This is a genomic window from Pseudomonas sp. B5(2017), from assembly GCF_002112825.1.
Taxonomy (GTDB): Bacteria; Pseudomonadota; Gammaproteobacteria; order Pseudomonadales; family Pseudomonadaceae; genus Aquipseudomonas; species Aquipseudomonas putida_Z.
In genome coordinates this window covers 330,599-352,773 of record NZ_NEIR01000005.1, presented here as the reverse complement: position 1 = coordinate 352,773, position 22,175 = coordinate 330,599, and the positions used below count along the sequence as shown (strand labels likewise).

Annotated in this window: 19 protein-coding genes and 1 pseudogene; 16 read left to right on the top strand and 4 right to left on the bottom strand. The window is 62.8% G+C overall.

The features are described from left to right. Positions 1–25 precede the first annotated feature (25 nt). From CAG00_RS10390 to CAG00_RS10365, 6 genes and pseudogenes are all read left to right on the top strand, one after another. Positions 26–5,074: pseudogene (locus tag CAG00_RS10390) on the top strand (immunoglobulin-like domain-containing protein); the annotation flags it as partial. 305 nt (positions 5,075–5,379) lie between these two features. After that, on the top strand, positions 5,380–5,721 hold the full coding sequence (locus tag CAG00_RS10385; protein WP_025337260.1) for a hypothetical protein: 342 nt from the start codon (positions 5,380–5,382) through the stop codon (positions 5,719–5,721). A 199-nt stretch (positions 5,722–5,920) separates the two neighbouring features. After that, positions 5,921–6,820 carry a TauD/TfdA family dioxygenase gene (locus CAG00_RS10380; protein ID WP_085664210.1) on the top strand — a complete coding sequence of 300 codons (900 nt, stop codon included), beginning with the start codon at positions 5,921–5,923 and terminating at the stop codon, positions 6,818–6,820. Positions 6,821–6,838: 18 nt separating this feature from the next. Next, positions 6,839–7,858 carry an ABC transporter substrate-binding protein gene (locus CAG00_RS10375; RefSeq protein WP_025337262.1) on the top strand — a complete coding sequence of 340 codons (1,020 nt, stop codon included), beginning with the start codon at positions 6,839–6,841 and terminating at the stop codon, positions 7,856–7,858. Between the two features lie 6 nt (positions 7,859–7,864). Beyond that, a complete protein-coding gene (locus CAG00_RS10370) occupies positions 7,865–8,728 on the top strand; it encodes an ABC transporter ATP-binding protein (protein ID WP_085664209.1) in 864 nt (287 codons plus the stop codon). Between the two features lie 14 nt (positions 8,729–8,742). Then, the gene (locus tag CAG00_RS10365; protein ID WP_085664208.1) at positions 8,743–9,606 is read left to right on the top strand and encodes an ABC transporter permease; all 864 of its coding nucleotides are present in this window, start codon (positions 8,743–8,745) and stop codon (positions 9,604–9,606) included. 56 nt (positions 9,607–9,662) lie between these two features. On the opposite strand, the gene CAG00_RS10360 is transcribed toward CAG00_RS10365, so the two are convergent. Further along, on the bottom strand, positions 9,663–10,223 hold the full coding sequence (locus CAG00_RS10360) for a WYL domain-containing protein (protein ID WP_025337264.1): 561 nt from the start codon (positions 10,221–10,223) through the stop codon (positions 9,663–9,665). A gap of 207 nt (positions 10,224–10,430) precedes the next feature. Between CAG00_RS10360 and CAG00_RS10355 the strand changes: the two genes are divergently transcribed. The 8 genes from CAG00_RS10355 to CAG00_RS10320 all read left to right on the top strand — a co-directional run bounded on the left by CAG00_RS10355 (position 10,431) and on the right by CAG00_RS10320 (position 17,711). Next, the gene (locus CAG00_RS10355) at positions 10,431–11,225 is read left to right on the top strand and encodes a tetratricopeptide repeat protein (protein WP_025337265.1); all 795 of its coding nucleotides are present in this window, start codon (positions 10,431–10,433) and stop codon (positions 11,223–11,225) included. Between the two features lie 234 nt (positions 11,226–11,459). Next, positions 11,460–11,912, top strand: a complete 453-nt coding sequence (locus CAG00_RS10350; RefSeq protein WP_025337266.1) for a MarR family winged helix-turn-helix transcriptional regulator — start codon at positions 11,460–11,462, stop codon at positions 11,910–11,912. Continuing rightward, positions 11,909–13,996: an FUSC family protein gene (locus CAG00_RS10345; RefSeq protein ID WP_085664207.1), complete on the top strand. Its 2,088-nt coding sequence runs from the start codon at positions 11,909–11,911 to the stop codon at positions 13,994–13,996. Before CAG00_RS10350 ends, CAG00_RS10345 begins: the two co-directional genes overlap by 4 nt. Beyond that, positions 13,993–14,205: a DUF1656 domain-containing protein gene (locus CAG00_RS10340; RefSeq protein WP_003255905.1), complete on the top strand. Its 213-nt coding sequence runs from the start codon at positions 13,993–13,995 to the stop codon at positions 14,203–14,205. Before CAG00_RS10345 ends, CAG00_RS10340 begins: the two co-directional genes overlap by 4 nt. Continuing rightward, a complete protein-coding gene (locus CAG00_RS10335) occupies positions 14,202–15,077 on the top strand; it encodes an HlyD family secretion protein (RefSeq protein ID WP_010951565.1) in 876 nt (291 codons plus the stop codon). The genes CAG00_RS10340 and CAG00_RS10335 overlap by 4 nt, the downstream gene beginning before the upstream one ends. After that, positions 15,074–16,492, top strand: a complete 1,419-nt coding sequence (locus CAG00_RS10330) for an efflux transporter outer membrane subunit (protein WP_085664206.1) — start codon at positions 15,074–15,076, stop codon at positions 16,490–16,492. The genes CAG00_RS10335 and CAG00_RS10330 overlap by 4 nt, the downstream gene beginning before the upstream one ends. 695 nt (positions 16,493–17,187) lie before the next feature. Beyond that, positions 17,188–17,463 (top strand): hypothetical protein, encoded by a 276-nt coding sequence (locus tag CAG00_RS10325; RefSeq protein WP_085664205.1) that lies wholly within the window; start codon positions 17,188–17,190, stop codon positions 17,461–17,463. Further along, complete coding sequence (locus CAG00_RS10320) at positions 17,460–17,711, top strand: DUF3077 domain-containing protein (RefSeq protein WP_023662451.1); 252 nt, start codon at positions 17,460–17,462, stop codon at positions 17,709–17,711. The genes CAG00_RS10325 and CAG00_RS10320 overlap by 4 nt, the downstream gene beginning before the upstream one ends. Before the next feature lie 203 nt (positions 17,712–17,914). On the opposite strand, the gene CAG00_RS10315 is transcribed toward CAG00_RS10320, so the two are convergent. Continuing rightward, the gene (locus CAG00_RS10315; RefSeq protein WP_085664204.1) at positions 17,915–18,370 is read right to left on the bottom strand and encodes a transposase; all 456 of its coding nucleotides are present in this window, start codon (positions 18,368–18,370) and stop codon (positions 17,915–17,917) included. 290 nt (positions 18,371–18,660) lie between these two features. On the opposite strand from CAG00_RS10315, the gene CAG00_RS10310 reads away from it, so the two are divergent. After that, positions 18,661–20,604 carry an FTR1 family protein gene (locus CAG00_RS10310; RefSeq protein WP_085664203.1) on the top strand — a complete coding sequence of 648 codons (1,944 nt, stop codon included), beginning with the start codon at positions 18,661–18,663 and terminating at the stop codon, positions 20,602–20,604. Between the two features lie 133 nt (positions 20,605–20,737). On the opposite strand, the gene CAG00_RS10305 is transcribed toward CAG00_RS10310, so the two are convergent. Then, positions 20,738–20,983, bottom strand: a complete 246-nt coding sequence (locus CAG00_RS10305; protein ID WP_085664202.1) for a TIGR02647 family protein — start codon at positions 20,981–20,983, stop codon at positions 20,738–20,740. Between the two features lie 70 nt (positions 20,984–21,053). After that, positions 21,054–21,356: a hypothetical protein gene (locus tag CAG00_RS10300; protein ID WP_085591763.1), complete on the bottom strand. Its 303-nt coding sequence runs from the start codon at positions 21,354–21,356 to the stop codon at positions 21,054–21,056. A gap of 147 nt (positions 21,357–21,503) precedes the next feature. Between CAG00_RS10300 and CAG00_RS10295 the strand changes: the two genes are divergently transcribed. Next, positions 21,504–22,166 (top strand): glutathione S-transferase, encoded by a 663-nt coding sequence (locus CAG00_RS10295; protein WP_085664201.1) that lies wholly within the window; start codon positions 21,504–21,506, stop codon positions 22,164–22,166. Positions 22,167–22,175 lie beyond the last annotated feature (9 nt).

Genomic DNA, 22,175 nt, shown 5'->3' with positions numbered 1-22,175 from the left:
GGTACCGTTCACTGCACCGAACAACGTGCACAACACCAACCTGGATCTGACCAACAAGATCACCAATATCTCGGGCGGCAACTACGAGAAGACCGTGGCCGTTGGCGAGCCGGTGACCACCGTCACCGACAACCCGGCGACTCCGGACGTCACCACGCTCACCCTGACCGCGACGGATACCGTGGCCGAAGGCGGCAAGATCACCTACACGGCCACCCTGACCAACAAGGCCGGTACTGACCTGGTGATCAAGCTGAGCAACGGCGAGAGCATCACCATTGCCGCGGGCTCGAAGGAAGCCTCGATCACCATCAATGCCCCAAGCGATGACGTGTACCTTGATGCCGAAAGCCTGAGCGTGACCGTCACCGGCACCACCGGTGGTAACTTTGAGAAACTGGACGTCAGCAGTACTGCGGCTGTGACCAAGGTGACCGACACCATCGACACCACCACCGTGACCCTGACCGCCACGCAAAGCGTGGTCGAGGGCGGCGTGGTGACCTACACCGCATCGGTCAACCACAAAGTCACCGGTTCCGATCTGGTGGTGAAGTTGGCCAACGGCCAGACCATCACCATCCCGGTGGGCGAGTCGTCGGCTTCGGTACCGTTCACTGCACCGAACAACGTCCACAACACCAACCTGGACCTGACCAACAAGATCACCAATATCTCGGGTGGCAACTACGAGAAGACCGTGGCCGTAGGCGAGCCGGTGACCACTGTCACTGACAATCCGGCCACTCCGGACATCACCACGCTCACCCTGACCGCAACGGACACCGTGGCCGAAGGTGGCAAGATCACCTACACCGCCACCCTGACCAACAAGGCTGGCACCGACCTGGTGATCAAGCTGAGCAACGGTGAGACGATCACCATCGCCGCCGGTTCGAAAGAAGCGTCGATCACCATCAATGCCCCAAGCGATGACGTGTACCTCGATGCCGAAAACCTGAGCGTGACTGTCACCGGCACCACCGGTGGCGACTTCGAGAAGCTGAACATCAGCAACTCTGCAGCTGTGACCAAAGTCACCGACACCCTCGATAACACCGGTCTGACCCTGACTGCCACTCCTACCGTCCAGGAAGGTGGCCAGATCACCTACACCGCCACCTTGACCAACAAGGCCGGCACCGACATGACCATCAAGCTAAGCAACGGCGCCGTCATCAGCATCGAAGCGGGCAAGCTCTCCGGTAGCGTTACCGTTCCGGCGCCTACCGATGACGTCTATATCGATGCAGGCAACGTTTCGGCGAAGATCACCGAAACCAGCGGTGGCAACTTCGAGAAACTGAATGTCAGCGATACGGCGGCGGTCACTGCGGTAACGGATACCATCCAGACCACCACCCTCAGCCTCAGCGGCACCTCCGCGGTCGCCGAAGGTGGCGATGCCACGTACGTCCTGAACCTGACCAACAAGGCCGAGAGCGACGTCACCGTCAAACTGACCTACACCGGCACCGCGGCCGATGGCACGGACTACACCGGCGTGGCCACCGTGGTGATCAAGGCCAACAGCACGCAGGCAACGTTCACCATCCCGACCCTCAAGGACAACTTCACCGAGGGCACCGAGCATTTCACCGTCAAGATCAATTCGGCCACTGGCGGCAACTTCGAGAAGCTCGACATCAGCTCCAGCGCCGGCAGCGTGACCACCCAGATCTTCGAGCCAGCCCCGGTTCTGGACCTGGATGGCAACGACTCCAGCGGCAAGACCGGTGCCGACTACCAGACCACCTTCACCGAGAACCAGCCAGGCAGTGGTGTGTCGATCGGCGATGTGGACGTCACCATCACCGACTTCGACAGCTCGAAGCTGACTGGCGCGACGGTCACCCTGACCAACCGCCAGCCGGGTGACGCGTTGAACCTGGGCAACAGTGTCAACGGCATCTCGATCAATGCCAACAGCACCGACGGCAAGGTAGTCCTGACCCTGAGCGGCGCTGCATCGCTGGCCGACTATATCCAGGCGATCAAGAACATCACCTTCATCAACAGCAGCGAGAACCCGAGCACCACGCCTCGCATCATTACCGTGACGGTGACCGACGGCGTTAATACCTCGAACACCGCCACGACCACGGTGAATGTGATCGCAGTCAACGACGCACCGGTTGCCACCGGCGGCGCCGTCACTGGCGTCGAAGACACGCCGCTGGTGCTGACCTGGAACGACTTCAACATTTCCGACGTCGACAGCGCCCTGTCGAGTCTGGGTGTGACCTTCACCCAGCTGCCAGCGGGTTCCCTGCAGCTCTTCAACGGCACCGCCTGGGTCAACGTCGCCCAGAACCAGACCGTCAGCCAGGCCGACATCGCTGCCGGCAACCTGCGGTTCGTGCCGAAACCCAACGAGTCGGGTATCGACGGATATGGCGGAACGGGCGTCGGCAACAAGCAGGCCGACTATGCCCAGATCAAGTACAAGCCTACCGACGGTACCGCTGCTGGTGGCGAGGCCACGCTGAAGGTCGATATTGCACCTGTAGCCGACAAGCCTGGCCTGAACATCGGCAGCGACACCCCCGATTCGCTTGGCCTGACCAAGGAAACCTGGAACAGCCTCACGGGCCTGGGCACCAACGGCAACGGCATCAGCGGTACTGCGCTGAAGAACGTGTTCGCCAACTCTGGCAGTGCCAGCAAGACCGAGCAGGTTACCAGCGCCGATTCGGGCGGTAGCGTTGCCGCCGGCACTGGCTCCAAGACCTCCGGCCTGATCTACCTGGAAGCCGGCCAGACCTACACCTTCAGCGGCACCGCCGATGACAGCCTGCAGGTCTACATCGGCAAAACCAGCGTGGTCGGCGCCACCTGGGGGGCGGGCGGTACGATCTCCGGCAGCTTCTCGCCGCCTGTCAGCGGCTACTACACCCTGGAGATCTACCACGCCAACCAGTCCGGCCCGGGCAGCCTGGATATCAACGTCAAGGTCGGTAACGGCCCGGTGACCGACCTGAGCAGCTCGGCCATCCCGATGTACCCGAACGTTGCGGCGATGGGTAACGCCGGGCTTTCCGTGTCCGATTTCCATGGCAGTGACGGCCAGGGCTACTACGACGGCTACAAGCTCAACGAAGGGCCGGAGAACGGCACCGTCAAGCTGGTTGGCATTTCCACCAACCTGACCGACACCGACGGCTCCGAGAGCCTGAGCGTCAAGCTGGACGGCATTCCGGCAGGTTCGGTGGTCAGCGATGGCGCCGGTCATACCGTAACCGTCGGCGCCACTTCGGTTGACGTCACCGGCTGGAGCCTCAACGGCCTGAGCATCAAACCGCCGGCGTACTACCAGGGCAGTTTCGATGTGAAGGTCACCTCGACCGCCACCGAGAGCGTGGGCGGCAGCAAAGCTTCCACCGAAGGCACGATCAAGGTAACTGTCTATCCGGACACCTACACCGCCAACAACCTGACCACCGACAGCGACAGTTTCACCGGCACCGCCACCAGCGACATCATCGTTGCCGACATCAGTGGCCTGCATGTGACGCCGGGTCAGGACTACAACATTGCGTTCATCGTCGATACCTCAGGCAGCATGGGCAGCGCGGTGGATGCCGCGCGCAACTCGCTGAAGTCGGTGTTCGATACCTTGGCCAACAGCGTCAAGGGCGCGCAGTCCGGTACAGTGAACATCCTGCTGGTGGACTTCTCCACCCAGGTGAACAGTACGGTTTCGGTCAACCTGGGCGACAAGAACGCGTTGAGCACGCTCTACACTGCGCTCAATACGCTCTATTCCAGCGGCTCGACCAACTACGAGGATGCCTTCAAGACCACCGCCAACTGGTTCAAGCAATTGATGGACGCGGGCAACACCGGCAGCCGCCAGACGTTCTTCATCACCGACGGCCAGCCGAACGTGTACCAGGCTGGCGAACGTGAGGGCACCTTCAAGAACATCGGCACCACGGTGGATTCCGTGCTCAAGTCGATCGGCTACAAGTTGGGCGACGTGGTCACCAACAAGATGGTGGGCAGCGACAACCGCTTCAGCATCGATGCCAAAGGCAACATGACCGCCGAGTACTGGGGCAAAAAGGGCTGGACCAACGACAATGGTGCGTCTGGACAGCTGCATGCCCAAGGTGATGGCACCTTTGAGTTCTCCTACGCTGAAAGCGGTTACTACTATGTGGACTACAACTCGCAACAAAGCTTCCTGTTGCTGTCCAACCTGTCTGGCGTGGAAGCCATCGGCCTGAACAGCGCGGTCAATGTCAACGACCTGAAGCCCTACGACACCGATAGCAAGCCGCAGACCAACATCGACCCGAGCAAACTGGCGGAAGCGATCCTGGGCCACACCGAAGCCACCGTGCCGGGCAATGACACCGTCAACGGTGGTGACGGCAACGACATCATCTTCGGTGACCTGGTGAGCTTCGGTTCGGTCGCCGGCAACGGTGTCGAAGCCATACAGGGCTATGTCGCAGGCCAGCTGGGTGTGGCCCTGGGTGATGTCGACGGTCGCGTGCTGCACAAGTACATCGTCGAGCACGTCAGCGAATTCGATGTCTCGCGCAGCAACGATGGCAATGACATTCTCAACGGTGGTGCGGGCAATGACCTCCTGTTCGGCCAGGGCGGCGACGACACCCTCGACGGTGGCAAGGGCAATGACATCCTGATCGGTGGCCTGGGCAAGGACACTTTGCTCGGTGGTGAAGGCAATGACATCCTGCTTGGCGGCAAGGGCGATGACACCATGACCGGTGGCAGCGGTGCCGACACCTTCGTATGGAAGGCTGGCGATACCGGCAATGACGTGATCAAGGACTTCAAGGTGGCCGAAGGCGACCGCATCGACCTGAAGGACCTGCTCCAGGGCGAGAAGGGCAGCACCATCGACAACTACCTGAAGCTCACCACGGTGGAAGGCACGACGACGCTGCAGGTCAGCAGCGAAGGCAAGCTCAATGCCGCCGGTGGTATCGCCAACGCCGATGTGACCATCAAGCTGGAAGGGGTGAACTGGTCCAACACCACGATCAACTCGTTGATCAGCGGTGCTGACCCGACCATCATCGTCCACAACAAGGACAGCTGATGCGCCAATGGGCTGCCCTGCAGCCCATCGCCATCACCGGCTTCAGGCTGGCGCTGTCCCTGTAGGAGCGGCCTTGTGTCGCGATGGGCTGCAGAGCAGCCCCCAGGTCTCCGGCATTGTTGCCGAAACCGTGGGGCCGCTTTGCGGCCCTATCGCGACACAAGGCCGCTCCTACAGGGCGCGTGCCTGGGCCTTTCCCGCAACTCCATGACAGCGCATACTCTGGCGCCGGGCCGGCGTGCCTGGTGATCTTTGCCTATGCTGCTGTCTACCACCAAGGAACCAATGTGACGAGGGACACCGCCATGTTCTACGTGCAACGCGATGCCGCTGGCCAGTTGCTGCGGGTAGAAGCAGCCGCTTTTGACGAGTTCACCGAAATGCTCCCCGCCGACCATGCCGATATCCAGGAATGGTTTGCCCATGACGTGGTGGAAAACAGCCTCAATCAGCTCAAGCAAAGCGACCTCGACATGATCCGCGTGCTCGAGGACCTGATCGATGTGCTGACCGCCAAGGGTGTGTTCAAGATCACCGACCTGCCCCCCGGTGCGCAGGCCAAGCTGCTCAACCGTTCTACAGCGCGCAAGGCGCTCAGCAGCCTGAACAATCTCATCGATGAAGAAGAGCAGGGCGGCTTGATCTGATTGCGTAGCACCCCTGGCAGCAGTGCTATGGTTATTCTTTAACGGTATTTAAAATATAGCTCTTATGACTTTATAGTCACTTCCACTGCGTACCCGTCGACCAATCGATGCGCCGCACGACTTGAACCCACACGGGAAATCCCCGTGCGTTTCTGATCGTTGCGCGCCATTGAAGTCGCGCACTGCGTGGGAGTGAAAAATGTCAGCCGCCTCGAACGCCTTGTCGATCATCGACAGCGCCCAGCCGCAACGCTTCGAAATCCGCCCGTTCTCCGGTGCCGTAGGCGCCGAGATCATCGGCCTGGATCTGGCCAAACCGGTCAACGCCGAGGATTTCGCCCGTATCCATCGCGCCCACCTCGATCACCATGTGTTGGTGTTCCGCGACCAGCGCATCAGCCCCGACCAGCAGATCGCCTTCAGCCGCCGTTTTGGTCCATTGCAGATCCATGTGCTCAAGCAGTTCCTGCTCGCCGGCCACCCCGAGATCCTGATCGTTTCCAACATCGTCGAAAACGGCCAGAACATCGGCCTGGGTGATGCCGGCAAGTTCTGGCACTCGGACCTGTCGTACAAGGAACTGCCCAGCCTCGGCTCCATGCTGCATGCCCAGGAACTGCCCGACGAGGGCGGCGATACCTTGTTCGCCGACATGCACAAGGCCTGGGACGCCGTACCCGCGGCACTGCGCAAGGTCATCGAGGGCCGTGATGCTGCGCACTCCTACACCGCCCGTTACGCCGAGACCAAATTCGAAGGCAACTGGCGCCCGACCCTGACCGCCGAGCAACTGGAGCAGGTACAGGAAGTCATCCACCCGGTGGTCCGTACCCACCCGGAAAACGGCCGCAAGGCGCTGTTCGTCAGCGAAGGTTTCACCACCCGCATCGTCGGCCTGCCAAGCGACGAAAGCCGCGACGTGCTGCAACAGCTGTATGCCCTGAGCGTGCTGGAGCAGAACATCTACCGCCACCAGTGGCAGCCCCACGACATGGTGTTCTGGGACAACCGCTCGCTGATCCACCTGGCCACCGGCTGCCCCGCACACCTGCGGCGCAAGCTTTACCGCACCACCATCCAGGGCGATGCCCCGTTCTGACGACTGAGGAAACCCATCATGCGTAAATCCATCAGCCGCCTGGCGGCAAGCATCGGCCTGGGCGCAAGCCTGGTCGTAGGCAGCCTGGCGGCCCCCGCCGCGGCGCAAGCAGAAGGCAAGATTCGCATCGCCGAACAGTTCGGCATTGTCTACCTGCTGCTGAACGTAGTGCGTGACCAGCATCTGATCGAAAAACATGGCAAGGAGCAGGGCATCGACATCGAAGTCGATTGGGCCCAGCTGTCGGGTGGGTCGGCCATCAACGACGCACTGCTGTCCGGTTCGGTGGACATCGCCGGTGCCGGCGTCGGCCCACTGTTGACCGTGTGGGACCGTACCAAGGGCCGACAGAACGTCAAGGCCGTGGCCTCGCTGGGCAACTTCCCGTACTACCTGGTCAGCAGCAACCCCAACGTGAAGACCATTGCCGACCTCTCCGACAAGGACCGCATCGCCGTGCCGGCGGTAGGCGTTTCGGTGCAGTCGCGCTTCCTGCAATACGCCGCCGCCCAGCAATGGGGCGACAAGGAATACAACCGCCTCGACAAGTACACCCTGGCCGTGCCGCACCCGGATGCCACTGCCGCGCTGCTGGCCGGCGGCACCGAACTCAACGGGCACTTCTCCAACCCGCCGTTCCAGGACCAGGTGCTGGCCAACAAGAACGTGCACGTGGTGCTCAACAGCTACGACCTGCTCGGCCCCAACTCGCCGACCTTGCTGTTCGCCACCGAAAAATTCCGCAAGGACAACCCCAAGACCTACAAGGCCTTCGTCGATGCGCTGGCCGAAGCCGCGGACTTTGCCCAGAAGGACAAGGCGGCCGCCGCCGACACCTACATCCGCGTGACCAAGGCCAAGATCGACCGCGACACGTTGATCAAGCTGATCGACAACCCGCAGTACGAATTCACCGTCACGCCAAAGAACACCTACAAGCTGGCCGACTTCCTCTATCGAGTAGGCGCCATCAAGCACAAGCCGGAATCGTGGAAGGACTACTTCTTCCAGGATGAACGCCCGCTGCAGGGGAGCTGACCGATCATGACCGCCCCATTGCCAGGCCACACGGCCAGCAACCTGAGCCGTGTCGCAACGCCGCCTTTGCTCAAGGTGGATAACCTCAGCCTCGAATACCGCACCGCGCAACGCGTGGTGCGGGCCACCCACCAGGTCAGCTTCGAAGTCGACCGTGCCGACCGCTTCGTGCTGCTCGGCCCCTCCGGCTGCGGCAAGTCCACCTTGCTCAAGGCCGTGGCCGGGTTCATCTCGCCCCAGGAGGGGCAGATTCTACTGCAAGGTCAGCCAGTCAGCGGCCCAGGCCCCGACCGCATCGTGGTGTTCCAGGAGTTCGACCAGCTGCCGCCATGGAAGACGGTGAAACAGAACGTCATGTTCCCTCTTCTGGTGTCGGGCCAGCTGAAACGCGCCGAGGCCGAGGAGCGGGCGCTGCACTACCTGGACAAAGTCGGCCTGGCCGCCTTCGCCGATGCCTACCCACACACCCTGTCGGGCGGTATGAAAGCGCGCGTGGCAATTGCCCGGGCCTTGGCCACGCAGCCGAAGATCCTGCTGATGGACGAACCGTTCGCGGCACTTGATGCGCTGACCCGGCGCAAGATGCAGGAAGAACTGCTGCTGCTGTGGGAGGAGGTGCGTTTTACCCTGCTGTTCGTTACCCACTCCATCGAAGAGGCTCTGGTGGTCGGCAACCGCATCCTGCTGTTGTCCCCCCACCCGGGGCGGGTGCGCGCCGAAGTGCACAGCCACCAGTACGACTTGGGCAGCCTGGGTGGTAGCGACTTCCAGGCCAGTGCCCGGCGCATCCATCGTTTGCTGTTCGATGAGGTGGATGCCCCCGAACAGCCCGACGATCTTGGTTTCAACGATATCCGTATCGCCTACTGACAGGAGCTTCAGCCATGACCACTACACCTGTACGCCAGGAATACGAGGTGCAGCTGGAGCCTTTGCTCAGTGTGCCTGTGGAGCGCAACCTGCCGTTGGCTCAGCGCCTGTGGCAGCACGGCTGGTTGCGCAAGGCGGTCATCCTGCTGGTGATCGCCGCGCTGTGGGAGGCCATTGCCCGCTACCAGGGCAACGACCTGCTGCTACCGACCTTCCTGCAGACGGCCACGGCGCTGTGGGACGGCATGGTCAGCGGTGAGTTGCCGGCCAAGGTTGGCGTGTCGCTGGTGATTCTGCTCAAGGGTTACCTGCTGGGGATCATCCTGGCCTTCGGCCTCACCAGCCTGGCGGTGTCGACCCAGCTTGGGCGCGATCTGCTGGGCACCCTTACCTCGATGTTCAACCCGTTGCCGGCGATTGCCCTGTTGCCGCTGGCTTTGCTGTGGTTCGGGCTGGGCGACAACAGCCTGATCTTCGTGCTGGTGCACTCGGTGCTATGGGCGCTGGCGCTGAACACCTATGCGGGCTTTCTCGGCGTGTCGGAAACCCTGCGTATGGCCGGGCGCAATTACGGCCTGAAAGGGCTGCGGCTGGTGCTGCATATCCTGGTGCCGGCGGCGTTGCCGTCGATCCTCTCGGGGCTGAAGATCGGCTGGGCATTCGCCTGGCGCACACTGATCGCTGCCGAGCTGGTGTTCGGGGCCAGCAGTGGCAAAGGCGGGTTGGGTTGGTACATCTTCCAGAACCGCAACGAGCTGTACACCGACAAGGTGTTTGCCGGGTTGGCGGTGGTGATCCTGATCGGCTTGCTGGTGGAAGGGCTGGTGTTCAATACCCTCGAGCGGCTGACGGTACGGCGTTGGGGCATGCAGCGCTAACTGGTATGCCTGTGCCGGCCTCTTAGCGGGCAAGCCCGCGAAGAGGCCAGCACAGGCTAAAAATTCTGGTACTGCGCCGCCGCATTGCTCAGGATCTTGCCAATCTCCTCCCGCAAGCCGCCCGGCTGCTCCACCACCACCCCATCGCCATGGCTCAACAGCCACCAGCGCAACGGCCAGCCGTCACTCACCGTGGCCTGCAACCGATGCCCGTGCTCCAAGGCCGTCAGCTGCATGTCGCTACTCAACGGCGCAACCCGCAACTGCCGCGCCAGCGTATCGCTGATCCGCGCCACCAACTCCACCCCCTCACCCCGAGCCGGTTGCAGCGCATCACCGCGCAGGTGCGTCAACAAGTCGAAATTGCCGCGCAAGTCGCCCACTGCGCTCGCCGACCAATGCCAGCCAAACGGGATGCTCTTGTCATTGCGCTCCAGCGGAAATATCAGCGACAGCTCATTGAGATCACGCTCGACAGTGCGTTTGCTGACAGTGAAGCCCACGTCACGCAGGCGCCAGACCAATTCGGCGCTGGTAATGCCTGGGGAGCGGCTGGGCAACTGGCGCAGCAGCGCCCACTGTCGGCTGAGGGTGGCGCGAGTTGTGGCGAACGGCAAAAGATAACGTCCTTGTCTAGGCTTGCCGCAATAGGATGGCGGCAGGCGTGGGTCATGGCAATTGGCCACAGCCTGCTCAGATCAAGGAAGTCGCATTTGGTTGCCTGGCGCCGAATCGTTCGCGACAGGTTTTGACGTCACGTCACGCAGAATCACGCCTCATCACAGCCGAAGGTTGGGGTTGTGTGTCGTTCAATGAGGATGAACATGTCTGCTGCCAGCAATATCCATTCGCTGCTTGCCCGCCTTTTGCCCGAGCGGGTCATTGCCCCACCGGCCGCTGTCGGGAGGCGACAGCGACTGTTTGCCGGGATAGGGTTGCCCAGCCAGCGCTCGCTGCTGGTCAGCCGCTTGGACGAAGCCAGCGACTTGCAGGCGGTGTACGTCGACCTGCGCCGCCAGGCCTTGCAAGGCAGCGTGGCGGCGCTCAACGACCTTGGCTGGATCTGGCTCAACGGCAAATACTGGCGTGCTGACACCGTGTTGGCCGGCCACCTGTTGCGCATGGCGGCCCTGCAAGGCAATGCCGCGGCATGGTTCAACCTTGGGCAGCAACATTACTTTGGCAAAGGCATCGAGCCCTCTTACATGCAGGCGGCGGAGTGCTACCGGCAGGCTTTCGAGCGGGGCATGCTGCATGCCGCTGCCGCGCTGGGCGACCTGTACGAGGAAGAGGTGTGTGATGGCGGCCTGCAGTGGCAGGTCGACTTGGTGCAGGCCTACCAGTGGTTCCTGCGCGGGGCCGAGCAGGGCGAGGCACGCTGCCGTTTCGAGGTGGGCTACCGGCTGATGCATGGGCTGTACGTGGAGGCTGATCTAAAGGCCGCGCTGTACTGGCTGGAGCTGGCGGCAGCTGCGGGGGTGGTACAGGCGGCCGAAGAGCTGGCGGTGCACTTCAGCAGCCGTGACGAGGGCCGCTACCAGGAGTGGCGTGACCGGGCGGTGCAGATGGGCAGCACACTGGCCTTGACCATGAAGCTGGAAGACCAGATACAGCCCTGAATGCTCTGTTGCCTGTCCGGGCCTCTTCGCGGGTAAACCCGCTCCCACAGGTACCGCGCATGGCTGAATCCTATGCAGCACCTGTGGGAGCGGGTTTACCCGCGAAGAGGCCGGCACAGGCAGGCCAGAAGGCCCAGCATGAACAACAATTCATCCATCCCCCTGGTTGACGACAGGGGGAGGCACAGGCGTATATTGATAGTTAGCAAACTATGAATATCCTTGGTTCCTGTCATGTCCCTTGATCTCCTGCGCCTGCAAGTCAGCAGTGGCATGGTGGTTGCCGCCCGCCATTGGCGGCGCATCTGCCATACCGCCCTGACCGGTTACGGCATTTCCGAGGCCTGCGCCGCGCCGTTGCTGATGATCGTGCGCCTGGGTGACGGCGTGCATCAGGTGGCCGTGGCCCAGGCCGCCGGCCTGGAAAGCCCGTCGCTGGTGCGCCTTCTCGACCAGCTGTGCAAGGCTGGCCTGGTATGTCGCAGCGAAGACCCGCTGGACCGCCGTGCCAAGGCCCTGAGCCTGACCGCCGAAGGCCGCACCCTGGCCGAGTCCATCGAAGCCGAACTGGTGCGCCTGCGCCGCGAGGTGCTGCATGGCATCGACCAGGCCGACCTGGAAGCCGCCTTGCGCGTGCTGCGTGCCTTCGAAGCCGCCGGCCTGGGCAACACAGGCGGGGCAGCATGAACGGTTTCTTCAGCTCGGTGCCCCCGGCCCGCGACTGGTTCTATGGCGTGCGTACCTTTGCCGCCTCCATGATCGCCCTGTACATCGCCCTGCTCATGCAGTTGCCGCGCCCCTATTGGGCCATGGCCACGGTGTACATCGTCTCCAGCCCGTTCCTTGGCCCCACCAGCTCCAAGGCCCTGTACCGTGCCGTGGGCACGCTGCTCGGTGCCGGCGGGGCGATTTTCCTGGTACCACCGCTGGTGCAGTCGCCGTTGCTGCTGAGCATCGCCATCGCCCTGTGGACCGGCACCTTGCTGTTCCTTTCGCTGAACCTGCGCACCGCCAACAACTACGTGCTGATGCTGGCCGGCTACACCTTGCCGATGATTGCCCTGGCGGTGGTCGACAACCCGCTTGCTGTGTTCGACGTGGCGTCTTCCCGCGCCCAGGAAATCTGCCTGGGGATCGTCTGCGCGGCGGTGGTCGGAGCGATCTTCTGGCCACGCCGGCTGGCGCCAGTTGTAGTCGGTGCCACTGGTAGCTGGTTCACCGAAGCGATCCGCTACAGCGACACCTACCTGGCCCGCCAGGCCAGCGCAGACCAGGTTGGCGGCATGCGCGGGGCGATGGTCGCCACCTTCAACTCGCTGGAGCTGATGATCGGCCAGCTCGGCCATGAAGGCGCTGGTCCGCACACCCTGAAGAATGCCCGCGAGTTGCGCGGGCGCATGATCCACCTGCTGCCCGTGATCGATGCCCTCGACGACGCCCTGGTCGCCCTCGAAGGCCGCGCCCCGGCACAGTTCGCCCAGTTGCAGCCGTTGCTCGATGCCGCCCGCGAATGGCTCAAAGGCACCGTCGACAGCGCCTCGGTCGCCCGCTGGACCGCCCTGCACGAACAGATCGAGCGCCTGCAGCCCGGCGCCGCTGCCCTCGACCAGCGCGCCGAACTGCTGCTGTCCAACGCCCTGTATCGCCTGACCGAATGGGCCGACCTGTGGCAGGACTGCTGCAGCCTGCAACATGCCCTGCGCAGCGACGATCCCAAACCCTGGCGCGCGGTGTACCGCCACTGGCGCCTGGGTCGCCTGACGGCGTTCTTCGACCGTGGCCTGATGCTGTATTCGGTGGCCTCAACCGTGCTGGCGATCGTTGTCGCCTGCGGCTTGTGGATTGGCCTGGGCTGGAACGACGGCGCCAGCGCAGTGATCCTCGCCGCCGTGTCGTGCAGCTTCTTCGCCGCCATGGACGACCCGGCGCCGCAGATCTACAGGTTCTTCTTCTGGACGCTGATGTCGGTCATCTTCTCCAGCCTGTACCTATTCCTGGTGCTGCCCAACCTGCACGACTTCCCGATGCTGGTGCTGGCCTTCGCCGTGCCATTCATCTGCGTTGGCACCCTGACCGTGCAGCCGCGCTTCTACCTGGGTACCTTGCTGACCATCGTCAACACCTCGACCTTCATCAGCATCCAGGGTGCCTACGATGCTGACTTCTTCACCTTCCTCAATTCCAACCTGGCCGGCCCCGTGGGGCTGCTGTTCGCCTTCATCTGGACCTTGGTGATGCGCCCGTTCGGCGTGGAGCTGGCAGCCAAGCGCATGACCCGCTTCGCCTGGCGCGACATCGTCGAAATGACCGAGCCGGCCACCCTGGCCGAGCACCGCCAGGTCGGTGTGCAGATGCTCGACCGCCTGATGCAGCACCTGCCGCGCTTGTCGCAAACCGGGCAGGACAGCGGCGTGGCACTGCGCGACCTGCGCGTGGGGTTGAACCTGCTCGACCTGCTGGCCTATATGCCGCGTGCCGGGCAGCAGGCTCGTGAGCGCCTGAACACGGTAGTCGAGGAAGTCGGCGCACACTACGCCGCCTGCCTGCGCGCCGGCGAGCGCCTGCACGCCCCGGCCGCGCTGCTGCGCAACATGGAGCGCGCGCGCCTGGCGCTGAACCTGGATGAGCTGTACGAGCGCGGCGATGCCCGTACCCACCTGCTGCACGCGCTGAGCGGCCTGCGCCTGGCGCTGCTGCCGGGCGTGGAGGTGATGCTCGAGCCAGCCGAACAACCGCAACTGCCCCCCGGCCTCGACGGAGCGCCCCTGTGATTGGTGAACTGGATATCAGCGGGGTATTCCTGCCCACGCTGCTGGTGATGATGTTTGGCACCTACCTGCTGTTCCTCGGGGTGCACGCGGTGCTGGTGCGCCTGCATTTCTACCGCCTGGTCTGGCACCGGGCGTTGTTCAACGTTGCTCTGTATGCCGTGCTGCTTGGTGCGGTGGACCACTTTTGCCGAAACCTGATGCTGCCATGAAAAAACCTTTGCTGACCCTGGGCCGTGTGGTCCTGACCTTGCTGGTAGTGACCTTCGCCGCCGTGCTCGTGTGGCAGATGGTGGTGTACTACATGTTCGCCCCCTGGACCCGCGACGGCCACATCCGCGCCGACGTGATCCAGATTGCCCCGGACGTGTCCGGGCTGATCCAGAAGGTCGAGGTGCGTGACAACCAGACCGTCAAGCGCGGCGATGTGCTGTTCACCATCGACCAGGACCGCTTCACCCTGGCCCTGCGCCAGGCCAAGGCGACCCTGGGTGAGCGCCAGGAAACCCTGGCCCAGGCCTCCCGCGAAGCGCAGCGCAACCGCAAGCTGGGCAACCTGGTGGCCGCCGAGCAGCTGGAAGAAAGCCAGTCCCGCGAGGCCCGTGCCCGTTCCGCCGTCAGCGAAGCGCAGGTGGCCGTCGATACCGCCCAGCTCAACCTCGACCGCTCGGTGGTGCGCAGCCCGGTGGACGGTTACCTGAACGACCGAGCACCGCGTAATCACGAATTCGTCACCGCCGGCCGCCCGGTGCTGTCGGTGGTCGACAGCGCCTCGTACCACGTCGATGGCTACTTCGAGGAAACCAAGCTTGGCGGTATCCACATCGGCGATGCCGTGGACATTCGCGTCATGGGCGACAACACCCGCCTGCGTGGCCATGTGCAAAGCTTTGCCGCCGGCATCGAAGACCGCGACCGCAGCAGTGGTGCCAACCTGTTGCCCAACGTCAACCCCGCATTCAGCTGGGTGCGCCTGGCCCAGCGTATTCCGGTGCGCATCGCCTTTGATGAAGTGCCGCAAGACTTCCGCATGATTGCCGGGCGAACCGCCACGGTGTCGATCATCGAGGGCCAGCGCCCATGAAACAGCTGATCCTGGCGGGGCTGTGCCTGTCGTTGGGGGCCTGCATGATGGTCGGCCCCGACTATGAGGTGCCGAAGGACGCGGCGGTGCAACGCAGCGACCTCAACGGCCCGCTGCGCCAGGATGCCGACAGCGTGGTATCGGCACCGGTGCCTGAGGACTGGTGGCAGCTGTACCAGGATCAACGGCTGAACGAGCTGGTGCGCCAGGCCCTGAGTGCCAACACCGACCTGCGCGTGGCTGCCGCCAACATTGCCAAGGCGCGCGCCCAGGTCGAAGTGGCTGAGTCGCAAGGTGGCTTCAACGGCGGCGTCAAACTTGGCGCCCAGCGCCTGCAGGAATCGGGCGAGGCCTTCCTGCTGCCAGAGAAAGTGCCGGTGGCCAACATCGGCGAAGCCATCATCAGTGCTTCGTACCAGTTCGACCTGTGGGGTACTTTCAAGCGTGGCACCGAGGCGGCCAAGGCCAATGCCGACGCAGTGCAGGCCGCCGCCGATACCGCCCGCATCACCCTGGTGGCGGATGTGGTCAAGGCCTACACCCAGGTGTGCTCGGCCAACGAGGAATACCACATTGCCCGCGAGTCGCTCGACCTGCAGGAGCAGAGCGTGAAGCTTAACCAGCGCCTGCGTGATGCCGGGCGTGGCGACGAAACCCAGGTCACCCGCTCGCAGACCCAGTTCAAATCCTTGCGCGCCGAACTGCCACGCTTCAAGGCGGAGCGCGAGACTGGCATGTACACACTGGCCGCTTTGTTGGCAAAACCGGTTGATCAGTTGCCTGCCGGCACTGCCGATTGTGCCGAGCTGCCGCACCTGAACCAGCTGGTCCCGGTGGGCGATGGCGCGGCGTTGCTCAAGCGCCGTCCCGACGTGCGTCAGGCCGAACGGCAGCTGGCCGCTGCCACTGCCTACATCGGCGTGGCCACCGGCGCCCTGTACCCCGACATCAGCATTGGCGCCCAGATTGGCACCATCGGTATCCTCGAGAACCTTGGCGAGCCGGCGACCAACCGCTGGGGCTTCGGCCCGCAGATCAGCTGGACCATCCCCACCAACGGCACCCGCGCCCGCATTCGCATGGCCGAAGCCTCGACCCAGGCAGCCCTGGCGAATTTTGACGGGGTAGTGTTGAACGCCATTCGCGAGACCCAGACCCGCCTGGCGCAGTACAGCGCCCTGCTGGACCGGCGTGACGCGCTGGCCGAGGCGGAGAAGTCGGCCAAGGAAGCGGCGGACCAGACTCATCGCCGTTACCAGGCCGGGCGTGAGTCGTTCCTGGCCGACTTGCAGGCGACGCGGACCTATACCGACATGCGCGCGCAACTGGCGGCGGCCAATAGCCAGGTGGCTCAGGGGCAGATTGGCGTGTTCCTGGCGTTGGGTGGGGGGTGGAAGGATACCGCCAAGCCTTGAGGACCCAATCGCCGGCAAGCCAGCTCCCACAGGTACTCCACCGCTTTTGAGGCCTGTGGTTCACCTGTGATAGCCGGCTTGTGTATGCCTTGAAGTTGGTCCGGACCATGTGAGAGCTGGCTTGTGCATGCCTTGAAGTTGGTCCGGACCATGTGAGAGCTGGCTTGTGCATGCCTTGAAGTAGGTCCGGACCATGTGGAAGCTGGCTTGTGCATGCCTTGAAATTGGTACGGACCATGTGGAAGCTGGCTTGTGCATGCCTTGAAGTTGGTCCAAACCAAGTGGGAGCTGGCTTGTGCATGCCTTGAAGTTGATGCGGACCATGTGGGAGCTGGCTTGCCGGCGATCGAGGGCAAAGCCCTCGCCTAGGTTCTAGAGCTGTAAGACATTTCCGAACCAGAAACCAAATGCTTCAGTTCGAACGCCCTGTCGAATTATCCTACAGCACCTGTCGGAAGGTGCTGTCTTGGCTGGAAAGTGTTCCCGGAATACTGTCGCGGGGTCGCCTCGCAAGGCGATCGGGATTGAGACCCCCGGACTCACAGAACGCACCGCTTAATGGTGGTCGTGCGCGGGCAGGCTTTCGCCTGGTCGGGTTTTCCTGTGAGCCCGGGTCTCACCCCTCGCACGACTGCCACCCAATTCCGTGAGACGAAGAGGATTGCAGTTCATAGTTATTCACAAGGAATGCAATTATGAACAAGCTCGTCCCCGATCCACCAGTTACCGATCTGCTTCTGCTCGACCCTCCCGCGCTCTCACTAATCGATCCACTCAGCCGCAAAGCCTGCGAAGAGCTGATCAGCGCCATCACCCTGACCATCGACCACACCACCACAGTCCTGCTCGACAACCCTCCCGGCGACATGCGCAATGCCATGGGCATGAATATTCGATTGCTCTGCCGCCTGATCAATGCCATGTGCGACCGCACCCATGCAACCCGCCACGATCAAGGAGCGACCCGATGAGCGATGATCCAAGAGACTCTGCAACCGCAGGTGTGGAAACCTTCGACTTGTTCCGCCTGCAGCCAAATGTGCCGTTCAGCCATGCTTTCTCGCAGCTATCTGTGCTGCTGGGCTGTATTCGCCACCTGACCACCGAAGCGGAAATGGAAAATGACCGTATTGCTGGTAGTGCTGCGCGGATACTAAGCGAGATGGCCAAGGCTTTGATCGATGATATGGAGCGGGGGATGAACAAGGTTCTTCAATAACCCTAAAGACCCCGGGGCCGCTGTGCGGCCCATCGCCGGCAAGCCAGCTCCCACACCTGTACGCCACTGCTATCGAGTCCTGTGACTTACCTGTGTGGCTTGCCGGCGATGAGGCCCAGGCAGGTCAGCGCCTGCCAGAGGCCTGATGAGTACTCGGTGGGAGCTGGCTTGCCGGCGATAGGGCCCTGACAGGCAAAGCCCCATCAAAGCCAAATTGCATCCCAATGCGGATAATCCCCAACCCTCGCGACCAATCCTGCCCGCTTCGGATTCATGACGATGTACCGCGCCATCGCCTGCACATCCTCCTCCCGGCGCAATGCCCGGTCATGAAATCCCTTCTGCCAGAGCTGGCCGCTTCGCCCTTGATACCTGTTGATCATCATGGTGCTGCGAGATTTCACCCTGCGCATCAAGCGCTTCAGGCTGCCAGGTCCAAGCTCGACCAGCCAATGAAAATGATCTGGCATCACCACCCAGGCCAGCGATCTGACGGCACCTTCCTCTTCAGCCTGGCGCAACTCGGCAACCAGCAAGCGGGCCGAGTGAAAGTCATTGAATATTGGGGCCCGGTCAAGGGTTGTGCTGGTAAGCAGATACAATCGACTGGTTTCCGAAAAACGGCCAAGCCGTAACTGGTCTGAGTGGGGACGATCCATGTTCCCTGTCTCCTGATGGTTTGCTCCTCAGGCTAGTGGCTATGGATCTGCGAATAACCAATCAATTGGTACCCGGTGTTTCCAGTGACATCGGCGCAGCCTTCATCGCCGGCAAGCCAGCTCCCACCTCGACCGCATCTCCCTCAAGCCATGTGCAATACCTGTGGGCAGGCAACACAAGACAGAATCTCCCACAGGTTCAGCGCATCCCCCCTCTTCATCTGATTTGTAGCAAGATTTTTCATGAAATCCGCCCGGCACCCTTGAGCGAAGCAAAGTGGAAGTGAACAATGTTCTCTTTCGCATTCCCTTCGAGACTGGCCATGAAAACCCGTTCCCGTCTGCTTGCCTGGCTGCCGGTTATATTGCTCGGCCCGGTGCTGGCGCTGTGCAGCACCCTGGCGTTGGCCGAAGCCCCCGCCGAGGCCACCAAGGCCCTGCACCTGCTGGACTACATTGGCGCCGACTACCCGCCCACCGTGCAAGACGGCAAGGTGATCGACGATGGTGAATACCGCGAGCAGCAGGAGTTCAGCGCGGTATTGGCCGACTTGGTCAAAGGCCTGCCTGCGCATGCTGAACAAGCAGCCCTGGAGCAGGGCGTCCAGGCGCTGCGCCAGGCCATTGACCAGCGCCAGGACGGCCCGGCTGTTGCCAGGCAGGCCCGCCAGCTGGGCGCACGCCTGGCGGTGGCCTACGAGGTCAGCCAGGCTCCAGTGATTACCCCGGACCCGGCCCGCGGCGCTTCGCTGTATGCGCAAAACTGCTCGATCTGCCACGGCGACACTGGCGCCGGCGACGGCCCGGCCGGCGTGGGCCTGGAGCCTGCACCTGCCAACCTGCGCGATGTTTCGCGCCTCGACCAGTTGAGCCTGTTCGACCTCTACAACACCCTGGCCCTGGGCATCGATGGCACCGAGATGCCTTCGTTTGCCGACCAGCTGGACGACCGCCAGCGTTGGGATGTGGCTGCCTACATCGCCAGCTTCACCGCCAAGCCAGAAGCCGGCAAAGGCGACAAGACCTGGAACATCGCCGACCTGGCCCGCCAGACCCCGGCCGAAGTCTCCGCCAGCGAAGGTGCCACGGTCGTGGAGGCGTTCCGCGCCCAGCGCGCCCAGCCGCCACAGGTCAAGCGTGGCCCGGCGCAATTGCTCGAATACACCGCGAGCACCTTGGACAAGAGCCTGGCGACCTACCGCGCAGGTGATCACGACCAGGCCTATGACCTGTCAGTGGCGGCCTACCTGGAAGGCTTCGAGCTGGTGGAAAGCTCGCTGGACAACATCGACACCCAGGCGCGCAAGGACACCGAAAAATCGCTGATGGCGTACCGTCAGTCGCTGCAGGACGGCTTGCCCGTGGCCCAGGCCGAGCAACGCCTGAGCGAAGCCAAGGCCAAGCTCGAGCAGGCTTCCAAGCTGCTGGGCAGCGATGGCCTGAGCTGGTCGCTGAGCTTTGTATCCGGCTTGCTGATCCTGCTGCGCGAAGGCCTGGAGGCGATTCTGGTGCTGGCGGCGATCCTGGCCTTCCTGCGCAATACCGGCCAGCAGTCGGCGGTGCGCAGCGTCAACATCGGCTGGGGCCTGGCGTTGGTGGCTGGTTTCGCAACCTGGGCGCTGGCAGCCTACGTGATCGACGTCGGTGGCGCCCAGCGCGAACTGCTGGAAGGCTGCACGGCGCTTTTCGCCGCGGTGATGGTGCTGTGGCTTGGCGTGTGGATGCACGACCGCCGCCATGCCGCCGCCTGGCAGGACTACATCAAGAGCAGCCTGGTCAGTGGTGGCGGACGTTTCGGTTTTGCCGTGCTGGCGTTCTTCTCGGTTTACCGCGAACTGTTCGAAGTGATCCTGTTCTACGAAACCCTGTGGCTGCAGGCCGGCCCAGCCGGGCACCAGGCGGTGCTGGCGGGTGGTGCCACGGCGCTGGTGCTGCTGGTGGGGTTGGCCTGGGTGATCCTGCGTGGCTCGGCCAAGCTGCCGCTGTCGCTGTTCTTCAGCATCAACGCCGCGCTGCTATGTGCCTTGTCGGTGGTGTTCGCCGGGCATGGCGTGAAGGCGCTGCAAGAGGCCGGGGTACTTGGAACGCGGCCGGTGGCGTTCTTCGAGTTCGACTGGCTGGGGATTCACGCTGACGCCTACTCGCTTTCGGCGCAGGCGCTGGCCTTGCTGGCCATCGTGTTCCTGTACGGGCGCTCGCGCCTGGCGGAGAAGCGCAGGGCAGCGGCCAACTGATTGGGGCCGCGCTGCGGCCCATCGCCGGCAAGCCAGCTCCCACCCCGACCGCATCGGCCTCAAGCCATTTGCAGTACCTGTGGGAGCCGGCTTGCCGGCGATGGGCTGCAAGGCAGCCCCTGGCATTATCAGTTCAGGCCGGCTGTGGCGCCTTGAGAATGTTCTGCAGCAACTGGACGCTTTCGACAGCGTCATGACCCAGGCTGGTCAGGTAGCCGCCATCAGGTTGATCGGTCAGCCCCTTTTCATGCAGGCGTTTTGCAGCCGCGATCAGGGCGGGGGCGGCGGTGCTGGTTATCTTGATGCCTTCCTGGCTGCTATCGTGTTTGAACAGCGCGAGTACTTCCAGTTCGTCGATCAGATCGGGGGTAAAAGGCATGGCGACTCCTGACTTCCAGACAAGGATGACGGCACCGTTCTACGGTGCCTGACCTTCGAGTGTAGCCGGGTTATTCGTCCTCGCCTTGATCCATCTCAGGCGGCAGTTCCGGCAGCGCGCGCAGGGCATTCTCGTACCACTCGCGGTCGAACTCGCGGTCTTCCACCAGCATGTTGTCAATTTCGAAGGCCAGTACATGGGCCATCAGGTTGAGAATGTCTTCGCGCTCGTAACCGACCAGGGTCAGTTTGTTGAATGTGGCTTTCGCCGCCGCCGGGTCGCCGCTTTCGATCTGGTTCTCGATGGCCTGGGTCAGCGTTGCCTCGGCGAAGGCTTCGTCGTCGTCATTGTCGATGTCGGTGGGCTCGCTCATGGCGGTACTCCTGTGATGGGATGCACAGTGTGCCACGCCTGTGTCGGCAATGCCCGGGCATTGACGGGGCGCATGACGCTGGTCAGGAGCGGGCGTACGGTCTATAAAAGCCGGGCCAACCCCTTACGGCCTGGAGGCTGTTACCTCATGCTCAAGCTTCATGGATTCTCGGTCAGCAACTACTACAACATGGTCAAGCTGGCCCTGCTGGAAAAAGGCCTGCCCTTCGAGGAAGTCACCTTCTATGGCGGCCAGGCGCCACAGGCGCTGGAAGTGAGCCCGCGAGGCAAGGTGCCGGTGCTGCAGACCGAACACGGCTTCCTCAGCGAAACCAGTGTGATCCTCGACTATATCGAGCAGACCCAGGGCGGCAAGGCGCTGCTGCCGGCCGACCCGTTCGGGCAGGCCAAGGTGCGTGAGCTGCTCAAGGAAATCGAGCTGTACATCGAACTGCCGGCGCGTACCTGCTATGCCGAGTCTTTCTTTGGTATGCAGGTCGAGCCGCTGATAAAGGAAAAAGCCCGCGCCGACCTGCTGGCCGGTTTTGCCACGCTCAAGCGCAACGGCCGCTTCGCACCCTATGTGGCGGGTGAGCAACTGACCCTGGCAGACCTGATGTTCTGCTTCTCGGTAGACCTGGCCTGTGCGGTGGGCAAGAAGGTGCTGAACATCGACTTCCTGGCGGACTTCCCAGAGGCCAAGGCGTTGCTGCAGCTGATGGGCGACAATCCGCACATGGCGCGGATCGTGGCGGACAAGGAGGCGGCGATGCCGGCCTTCATGGAGATGATTCGCAGCGGCAAGCGCTGAGTCTGGTGT

Coding starts and splice junctions, on each gene's coding strand:
- CAG00_RS10355 (WP_025337265.1), top strand. CDS start 10,431: ATGTCTGCTGCCAGCAATATCCATTCGCTGCTTGCCCGCCTTTTGCCC.
- CAG00_RS10310 (WP_085664203.1), top strand. CDS start 18,661: ATGTTCTCTTTCGCATTCCCTTCGAGACTGGCCATGAAAACCCGTTCC.
- CAG00_RS10350 (WP_025337266.1), top strand. CDS start 11,460: ATGTCCCTTGATCTCCTGCGCCTGCAAGTCAGCAGTGGCATGGTGGTT.
- CAG00_RS10325 (WP_085664205.1), top strand. CDS start 17,188: ATGAACAAGCTCGTCCCCGATCCACCAGTTACCGATCTGCTTCTGCTC.
- CAG00_RS10335 (WP_010951565.1), top strand. CDS start 14,202: ATGAAAAAACCTTTGCTGACCCTGGGCCGTGTGGTCCTGACCTTGCTG.
- CAG00_RS10300 (WP_085591763.1), bottom strand. CDS start 21,356: ATGAGCGAGCCCACCGACATCGACAATGACGACGACGAAGCCTTCGCC.
- CAG00_RS10370 (WP_085664209.1), top strand. CDS start 7,865: ATGACCGCCCCATTGCCAGGCCACACGGCCAGCAACCTGAGCCGTGTC.
- CAG00_RS10365 (WP_085664208.1), top strand. CDS start 8,743: ATGACCACTACACCTGTACGCCAGGAATACGAGGTGCAGCTGGAGCCT.
- CAG00_RS10315 (WP_085664204.1), bottom strand. CDS start 18,370: ATGGATCGTCCCCACTCAGACCAGTTACGGCTTGGCCGTTTTTCGGAA.
- CAG00_RS10330 (WP_085664206.1), top strand. CDS start 15,074: ATGAAACAGCTGATCCTGGCGGGGCTGTGCCTGTCGTTGGGGGCCTGC.
- CAG00_RS10345 (WP_085664207.1), top strand. CDS start 11,909: ATGAACGGTTTCTTCAGCTCGGTGCCCCCGGCCCGCGACTGGTTCTAT.
- CAG00_RS10380 (WP_085664210.1), top strand. CDS start 5,921: ATGTCAGCCGCCTCGAACGCCTTGTCGATCATCGACAGCGCCCAGCCG.
- CAG00_RS10375 (WP_025337262.1), top strand. CDS start 6,839: ATGCGTAAATCCATCAGCCGCCTGGCGGCAAGCATCGGCCTGGGCGCA.
- CAG00_RS10385 (WP_025337260.1), top strand. CDS start 5,380: ATGTTCTACGTGCAACGCGATGCCGCTGGCCAGTTGCTGCGGGTAGAA.
- CAG00_RS10305 (WP_085664202.1), bottom strand. CDS start 20,983: ATGCCTTTTACCCCCGATCTGATCGACGAACTGGAAGTACTCGCGCTG.
- CAG00_RS10295 (WP_085664201.1), top strand. CDS start 21,504: ATGCTCAAGCTTCATGGATTCTCGGTCAGCAACTACTACAACATGGTC.
- CAG00_RS10320 (WP_023662451.1), top strand. CDS start 17,460: ATGAGCGATGATCCAAGAGACTCTGCAACCGCAGGTGTGGAAACCTTC.